The sequence below is a fragment of the Brasilonema octagenarum UFV-OR1 genome (genome assembly GCF_963888615.1).
GTDB lineage: Bacteria > Cyanobacteriota > Cyanobacteriia > Cyanobacteriales > Nostocaceae > Brasilonema > Brasilonema sennae.
Genome location: NZ_CAWPKW010000185.1, coordinates 1 through 6,274 on the forward strand (window position 1 = coordinate 1; position 6,274 = coordinate 6,274).

6 protein-coding genes are annotated in these 6,274 nt (G+C 43.7%); 4 read left to right on the forward strand and 2 right to left on the reverse strand.

Going from position 1 to position 6,274, the window contains the following annotated elements:
• The first annotated feature begins 464 nt into the window (after positions 1-464).
• Positions 465-785 carry a thioredoxin gene (gene trxA, locus AC5590_RS12895; protein WP_169268785.1) on the forward strand — a complete coding sequence of 107 codons (321 nt, stop codon included), beginning with the start codon at positions 465-467 and terminating at the stop codon, positions 783-785.
• Between the two features lie 387 nt (positions 786-1,172).
• Here trxA and AC5590_RS12900 read toward each other — a convergent pair whose 3' ends face one another.
• Both AC5590_RS12900 and AC5590_RS12905 read right to left on the reverse strand, forming a co-directional pair.
• Positions 1,173-1,505 carry a hypothetical protein gene (locus tag AC5590_RS12900; protein WP_169268786.1) on the reverse strand — a complete coding sequence of 111 codons (333 nt, stop codon included), beginning with the start codon at positions 1,503-1,505 and terminating at the stop codon, positions 1,173-1,175.
• Between the two features lie 252 nt (positions 1,506-1,757).
• The gene (locus tag AC5590_RS12905) at positions 1,758-3,119 is read right to left on the reverse strand and encodes a flavin-containing monooxygenase (protein ID WP_169268787.1); all 1,362 of its coding nucleotides are present in this window, start codon (positions 3,117-3,119) and stop codon (positions 1,758-1,760) included.
• A gap of 403 nt (positions 3,120-3,522) precedes the next feature.
• Here AC5590_RS12905 and AC5590_RS12910 point away from each other — a divergent pair, with 403 nt between their 5' ends.
• The 3 genes from AC5590_RS12910 to AC5590_RS12920 all read left to right on the forward strand — a co-directional run bounded on the left by AC5590_RS12910 (position 3,523) and on the right by AC5590_RS12920 (position 5,892).
• The gene (locus AC5590_RS12910) at positions 3,523-4,125 is read left to right on the forward strand and encodes an NIL domain-containing protein (protein ID WP_169268788.1); all 603 of its coding nucleotides are present in this window, start codon (positions 3,523-3,525) and stop codon (positions 4,123-4,125) included.
• Positions 4,126-4,186: 61 nt separating this feature from the next.
• On the forward strand, positions 4,187-5,539 hold the full coding sequence (locus AC5590_RS12915) for a selenium-binding family protein (RefSeq protein WP_169268789.1): 1,353 nt from the start codon (positions 4,187-4,189) through the stop codon (positions 5,537-5,539).
• A gap of 38 nt (positions 5,540-5,577) precedes the next feature.
• Entirely contained in the window at positions 5,578-5,892 is a 315-nt protein-coding gene (locus AC5590_RS12920; protein ID WP_169268790.1) for a 2Fe-2S iron-sulfur cluster-binding protein, read from the forward strand.
• Positions 5,893-6,274 lie beyond the last annotated feature (382 nt).

Genomic DNA, 6,274 nt, shown 5'->3' on the forward strand with positions numbered 1-6,274 from the left:
ACACGCTTACGCGTTCGCGTTCGCGCAGCGTGTCGCTTTGCGACTCAGCGTCTCTGAAAGAGATACGCTCGATTCGTGCGCTTGCGCTTACGGGTAAGAAGCAACAACCCGAAACGTGCCGCCCCTGAAAAACAAGCCAGCTTTTGTTTTGTTGTTCGCGTAGCGTGTCCTCCGGACACTCTGTCGGCGAAGCAGGGTACTCGTTCTAGTACGCTCGTGCTTGTTTTTCTACGTGTAAGACCAGGGTCTTACCGGGCGTATCATCCGGCAATTCCATTAGCGCAGGTCATTAATGATGTCAGGACTGTCAAAATCTTTGGTGTTTCGGTTGAGAAAACACGCGACTGTGGGTGAATGCTGCAATCCACATTAGCTTATCAGGCTCTAATTGATGATATATTGACATTGTATTAAATTCTCATACTTAAACATTCCACACTTATAATTTAGGTTCAAAAACTTTCATGACTAAAGCTGTTTATATCCAAGATAGTGACTTTGATAATCTTTTAACCTCTTCGGGACTTGTGGTAGTTGATTACACAGCCTCTTGGTGTGGCCCATGTAAGTTGATTAGTCCTTTCATCGACGAATTAGCAGAAAAATATGAAGGTCGTGCCAAGGTGGTGAAGGTCGATCTCGATCACAACAAAGAAAATGCCAAAAAATATAATATCAAGAGTATTCCTGCCGTGCTGATTTTTAAAGATGGCGAAGAGGTAGAACGTCTGGTTGGCAAGGCTTCCTATGAAACCTTCAGTCAAGCGCTAGAGAAATACCTTTAGGTTAAACGGCTACTCCGGGCGCAAGTCGCCGAATTAACGCAGATATGAGGATGTGCGATACGCTCTGCGTTAAGCCAAAGGTTTAACGCGGGAATTTCTCTTCCTCTGTTTTAACAAAACAGAAATAAAATTTGGATTTCAGAAGTCACCTGGAGCAGGAAAGCCCTCAGGCTTTTTTAAGCATACGGTGATTTGCGTTATTTCACGCAAGTGCCAGAGGTTGTATGTTTTCAAATATACAACCTCCCCCAAACGTTATCGCAGTAGTATTTGTAGCGGTTTTCCACAACGCTTTGTTGATTCAAATTTCAAAGCTTTGATATAGCCAGTCACTCGCTAGCCCCTAAGGGGCAAAGCTGGCCGGGGGGATTTCCCCAGATAATTGAACTACGCCACAATTCGCCAAGTCAAGGTATAATCTGCGCCACCTCGATTAAACTTACCAGTCATTTCTCCTTGCCCGGCTTGGCCGCTGCTAGCGGTGACGCTGCCAATAAGATCATCATTGTTAAAGATACCTGTGTCTTTGTCATACAGTTTAATTTCAGCAGTGCGATCAAAGATGATATTAGAAATATCTCTCAAGTCTTTACCTTCTGCTTCCTTGATGCTATTTACGCCTCCAACCTGCTTACCGTTAATGACAAAGTAAACCTCATCACTGCCAAGTGTATCTTCGGTTTTTTCGCAGTAAAGAGAAATGAGTTCTAAACGCGCCATATGTTTATCCAATAATTTCTGTTCCAACGTAGCATAGTATCCTGGAACCGTGATGCTTGCTCGCCTCAATGCTATTTTAAAAACGTGCGTATGCGCTTTTACCGTAGGATAGCCATATTCTCCGTAACTCGGGAAACCCAGTTTCCGTAAACCGATTTTCCCAGTTTAGGTTTGTGTAGATAAAGACAAAGACAAATAGCGATCGCTTTGGCGATCACTTGCCCCTACCATAATACAGGTTGAGTCGAAGCATTACTGGGATTCGGCTACCAACGAATCGCACTTAACCCCTTTCTCCGTTAACTGAACAGTATTGGGAAGGAGTGGAGTGTTACGAAAGATCGGATATTGGGCATCAACCTGATGAGCTTTTTTGATAATCCTGTTAAATAAGAAGTTAGTCAGCTTTAGTTCCCTAAAAGTCTTTTGTGGATCAGACAGATGGGTTGTTGGCAGCTGTTGCCCCATTTCTTTGAAAACTAGACCCATCGGCACATTGATTTCATCCTGGAGTTTGAGACAACGGATGAACAACGGACTGCTAGCGGCAATCACCGATCCAACACCTCCCCGAACTTGTCCCCATCCGATGTAATACAGTCCCTTGTAGTCCTCGGGAAACGCTCCACCATAACATTTGACGACTGATCCTTCGACGCGCTGAAGTTCCTGAGGTAAGAAGGAATAAGCAACATCATAACCGGTTGCACAAACAATTAAGTCAAATTCCTCACAACTGCCATCGATAAACTCGACTTCCCAACCATTAAGCTGACGCACAGTAGGTTTGGGAATAATACGACCATGTTTGATGTAGTAAGGCACCTCATTGTTTATAGTGGGGTGTTTATCAAAAACTTGATGGTTCGGTTTGGATAGACCATACTCTTCGTGCTTGCCGAACGTCAAACGCATTATCCCGTATGCCGTCAGTCGCTGAAACCATTCTGGCATCCACCATTGCAATAGATCGACGAACGGAATTCCAGCAAATGTCTTAGGGATGAACCATACCGATTCGCGCATACTCAAGACACACTTGGCTCCTACCCGAGCTGCTTCTGCCGCAATGTCACAAGCTGAGTTCCCGCTGCCGATAACCAGAACTCGTTTGCCACGAAGCATTTCGGGTCGTTTGTAATCTTTGGAATGAATAATCTCTCCGTTAAATTCTCCCTTTAATTCGGGAAAACGTTTGCACCAGTGATGCCCGTTGCACACTAACACCCCTTTATAAATTCGTTGTTTGCCATCAGTGAAAGTGACTTCCCAGAGATTGTTTTCAATCGGTCGCACGTAATTAACGCTACGATTGAGTTCGATATGCTGACGTAAATCAAAATGATTGGCAAAAGCATTCAGATAATCCCGCATGTTTTGAGCGCTGGGGAAGTCGGGATAATCATCTGGCATGGGAAAATGAGTAAATTGAGTAATTTTGCGCGATGAGATGATATGTGCGGTTTCGTAAACACCGTGATACCAATTTCCGCCGATGTCATCACTAGCATCGACCTGATCGTAAGGAATACCAGCACCCTTGAGTGCCTCAGCCATACCCAATCCGACAAAACCAGCCCCAATAATCAGATGTTTGTGAGTAGTATCGACCATAGATTTTTTACATGAATTAAGAAAACAAGGAGAGTTTGCGCGTTAAACAATCCAGCAATGATAGGCGACCTTACAGCTATTTTCAGTTAATTGAACGACAGATTTTCGCAGAAGCTGTTGTATGCCCATACTCATCAACAATCATGTTTCAACCTTAGTTTAGTGAGGAGTGGAAAACCCAAAAGTCTTAGAGTGATTGAGATAGGACGAAATGGACGAAATCCCTCTAAGGCGGGCGTCAGGTGTTACGGATAGTCAGATTTACTCAATAGATGCAAAATAGAGTTATGATAAAATACGGTTACTTTATCGATCTATAAATTTTTAGATTGTAAAAGCTATAGAAAAACTTGAGTTTCTATCAGCTTCAGTAAAATTGCTGATACTTTGAGGGATTAGGCAGATGACATTATCCACAACTTTGAATTCTACATTAAGTCAGATCCACATCAGGATTCCTCAGCACTACCATCGTCAACCAATTGTCTCGCGATTGATTTCTCGTTACGATTTAATCATCAATATTACATGTGCTTTTTTAGAAGCTCATGCAAAAGATGACGGTTGGTTTAACCTAGAAATTCAAGGAGTTTCAAGAGCAGTAGAAGCAGGTCTTGCCTATCTTCAAGAACTAAATATAGAGATTGTGCAGTTAGATATCAAAAGCATTGCCCAAGAAAATCAGGAAAAGAGCAAGATTTTATGTAACAATCACAATTTCAGTGACATCATTGACGATAATGACAAAAAAGCTGATTCCAATGTCGTAGAAGGACAAACTACTCGTGCTAAATTTCAAGTTTGTATTCCTCAAAACTATCAGTCTTACCCAGTTATTGCAGGGCTTGTTTATTGTTATGGATTAACTGTTAACATTTCCGGAGCAGTATTAGATACCAACCCAGAAAATGACGGTTGGTTTGATTTAGAGGTTTGGGGTCGGCGTCAGCAGATTGTGTTGGGCTTAAGATATTTAAAAGAATTAGGCTTACAAATTTGGTTGTAATTCTTGACATTATTTAAACCGCGTATCATGATTTTTCACAACCTATTGGAGAGATAAAACGATGGCTCATGCTTGCTGTGGTCCCGGCTACGCTTCTCCTGAAGCAGCAACAAAAGCAGAACGTGAAAAGGTACTATATACAGTTGCACTCTACACAGGTTCAAGTATTGTTGAACCAGATTATCTTGCAACCCTAGACGTTGATCCCAACTCTCCCACATACGCCCAAGTGATTCACCGCCTGCCAATGCCTTATGTTGGCGATGAACTCCACCATTTTGGCTGGAATGCTTGTAGTTCTTGTCACGGCGATGCTAGTAAATCTCGGCGTTTTATGGTGATTCCTGGTCAACGTTCCAGTAGAATTCACATTGTAGATACAGCGGATATCAAAGCCCCGAAACTTCACAAAGTTATTGAACCGGAGGAAATCAAGGAAAAAACCAATTTGACAGCCCCTCATACCGTACATTGTCTAGCTGATGGTCATGTGATGATTTCCATGTTGGGTGATAGCGAAGGGAATGGTCCAGGTGGCTTTTTGTTGCTGGATGAAAATTTTGACATTGCTGGACGTTGGGAACGTAAAGCCGATGGTATGCGTTTCAACTACGACTTTTGGTATCAGCCGCGTCACAATATCATGGTGAGTAGTGAGTGGGCTGCACCCAAAACCTACTATCCTGGGTTTGACCTCAACGATGTAGCCGCTGGAAATTATGGTCACCAACTGCATTTTTGGGATTGGTCGAAACACGAAATTATCCAAAGTTTTGACTTAGATCAAGAAGGACTCATCCCCTTAGAAGTGCGCTTTCACCATAACCCTGATAGCACTCACGGGTTTGTTGGTGCTGCACTCAGCAGTAATGTTTGGCATTGGCACAAGTCTAACGGTCATTGGCAAGTTGAGAAAGTGATTGATGTACCATCCGTAGAAGTGGAAGGCTGGCCCATTCCTGTACCATCATTGATTACCGATATCCTGATTTCGATGGACGATCGCTACGTCTATTTCTCCAACTGGCTGCACGGAGATATCCGCCAATATGATATCACTGACCCCTCCCATCCTAAACTCACAGGTCAAGTTTGGGTCGGTGGCTTATTGGGCAAAACTGCCGAAATTCAAAGTCATAAACTGACTGGTGGACCGCAGATGCTACAACTGAGTCTTGATGGCAAACGGCTTTATGTGACTAATTCTCTGTTTAGCACTTGGGACAATCAGTTTTACCCTGACATAGCCAAGGCTGGTTCATATTTGTTGCAGATAGACTGCGATACTGAAAACGGAGGTCTCAAAATTAACGAGAATTTCTTCGTTGACTTTGGCAAAGAACCCGCAGGTCCATCTCGTGCTCATGAGATGCGATATCCTGGTGGCGATTCTACCTCTGATATTTGGATATAAAAAAGCATATGGCAGGCATCTTGCCTGCCGCAGAAAATATGTATAAAGTTGAACTTGTTAATCGCGACAACCAAGTTGTCCAAGTTGCAGAAAATCAGTACATATTAGATGCTGTGGAAGAAGCAGGTTTGCGCTTACCTGTGGGTTGTCGGTACGGTGCTTGTATCACTTGTGCGGCGCGTTTGATTGAAGGTCAGGTGGATCACTCTAGAACAGTTGTCCTCAAACCCGCACAGTCAGATCAAGGCTATGTGCTACTTTGCGTTGCCTATCCTCGCTCAGATTGCAAATTTGAAGTGGGTGTAGAGTGCCAGAACAAACTTTACATCAATCCTTTTAAAGGTGGTCGTTAGAGAAGCAGGGAACGCTTAACGCTTAACAGGCTTGATGGTCTGGTGGTATCCGTATTTTCTCATTAGTTCATGTCCTAATCTACCTGGCAACTGCTATACTACTCCCTTCCCGCCAAAAGAATACCGATTAAATGAACCACGTTAGCGTTTGCGCAGCGCCCCCTTAGGGGCTAGCGTGTCCGTAGGACATAGACGCGTTCGCGTTCGCGTAGCGTGTCCCCTTGGGACTCAGCGTGCGCCTTAGCGCATAGGACACGTTAGCGCAGCGTGCGCCCTTGGCGCATAGCAAGAAAGGAAGAAGATTAGGTAATCTTGAACCGGGAAGGGAGTAATACCAATTTGAAAAAAGAATGCGACAGATACACACTCCCAAACCCAAGTT

Coding starts and splice junctions, on each gene's coding strand:
- trxA (WP_169268785.1), top strand. CDS start 465: ATGACTAAAGCTGTTTATATCCAAGATAGTGACTTTGATAATCTTTTA.
- AC5590_RS12900 (WP_169268786.1), bottom strand. CDS start 1,505: ATGGCGCGTTTAGAACTCATTTCTCTTTACTGCGAAAAAACCGAAGAT.
- AC5590_RS12905 (WP_169268787.1), bottom strand. CDS start 3,119: ATGGTCGATACTACTCACAAACATCTGATTATTGGGGCTGGTTTTGTC.
- AC5590_RS12910 (WP_169268788.1), top strand. CDS start 3,523: ATGACATTATCCACAACTTTGAATTCTACATTAAGTCAGATCCACATC.
- AC5590_RS12915 (WP_169268789.1), top strand. CDS start 4,187: ATGGCTCATGCTTGCTGTGGTCCCGGCTACGCTTCTCCTGAAGCAGCA.
- AC5590_RS12920 (WP_169268790.1), top strand. CDS start 5,578: ATGTATAAAGTTGAACTTGTTAATCGCGACAACCAAGTTGTCCAAGTT.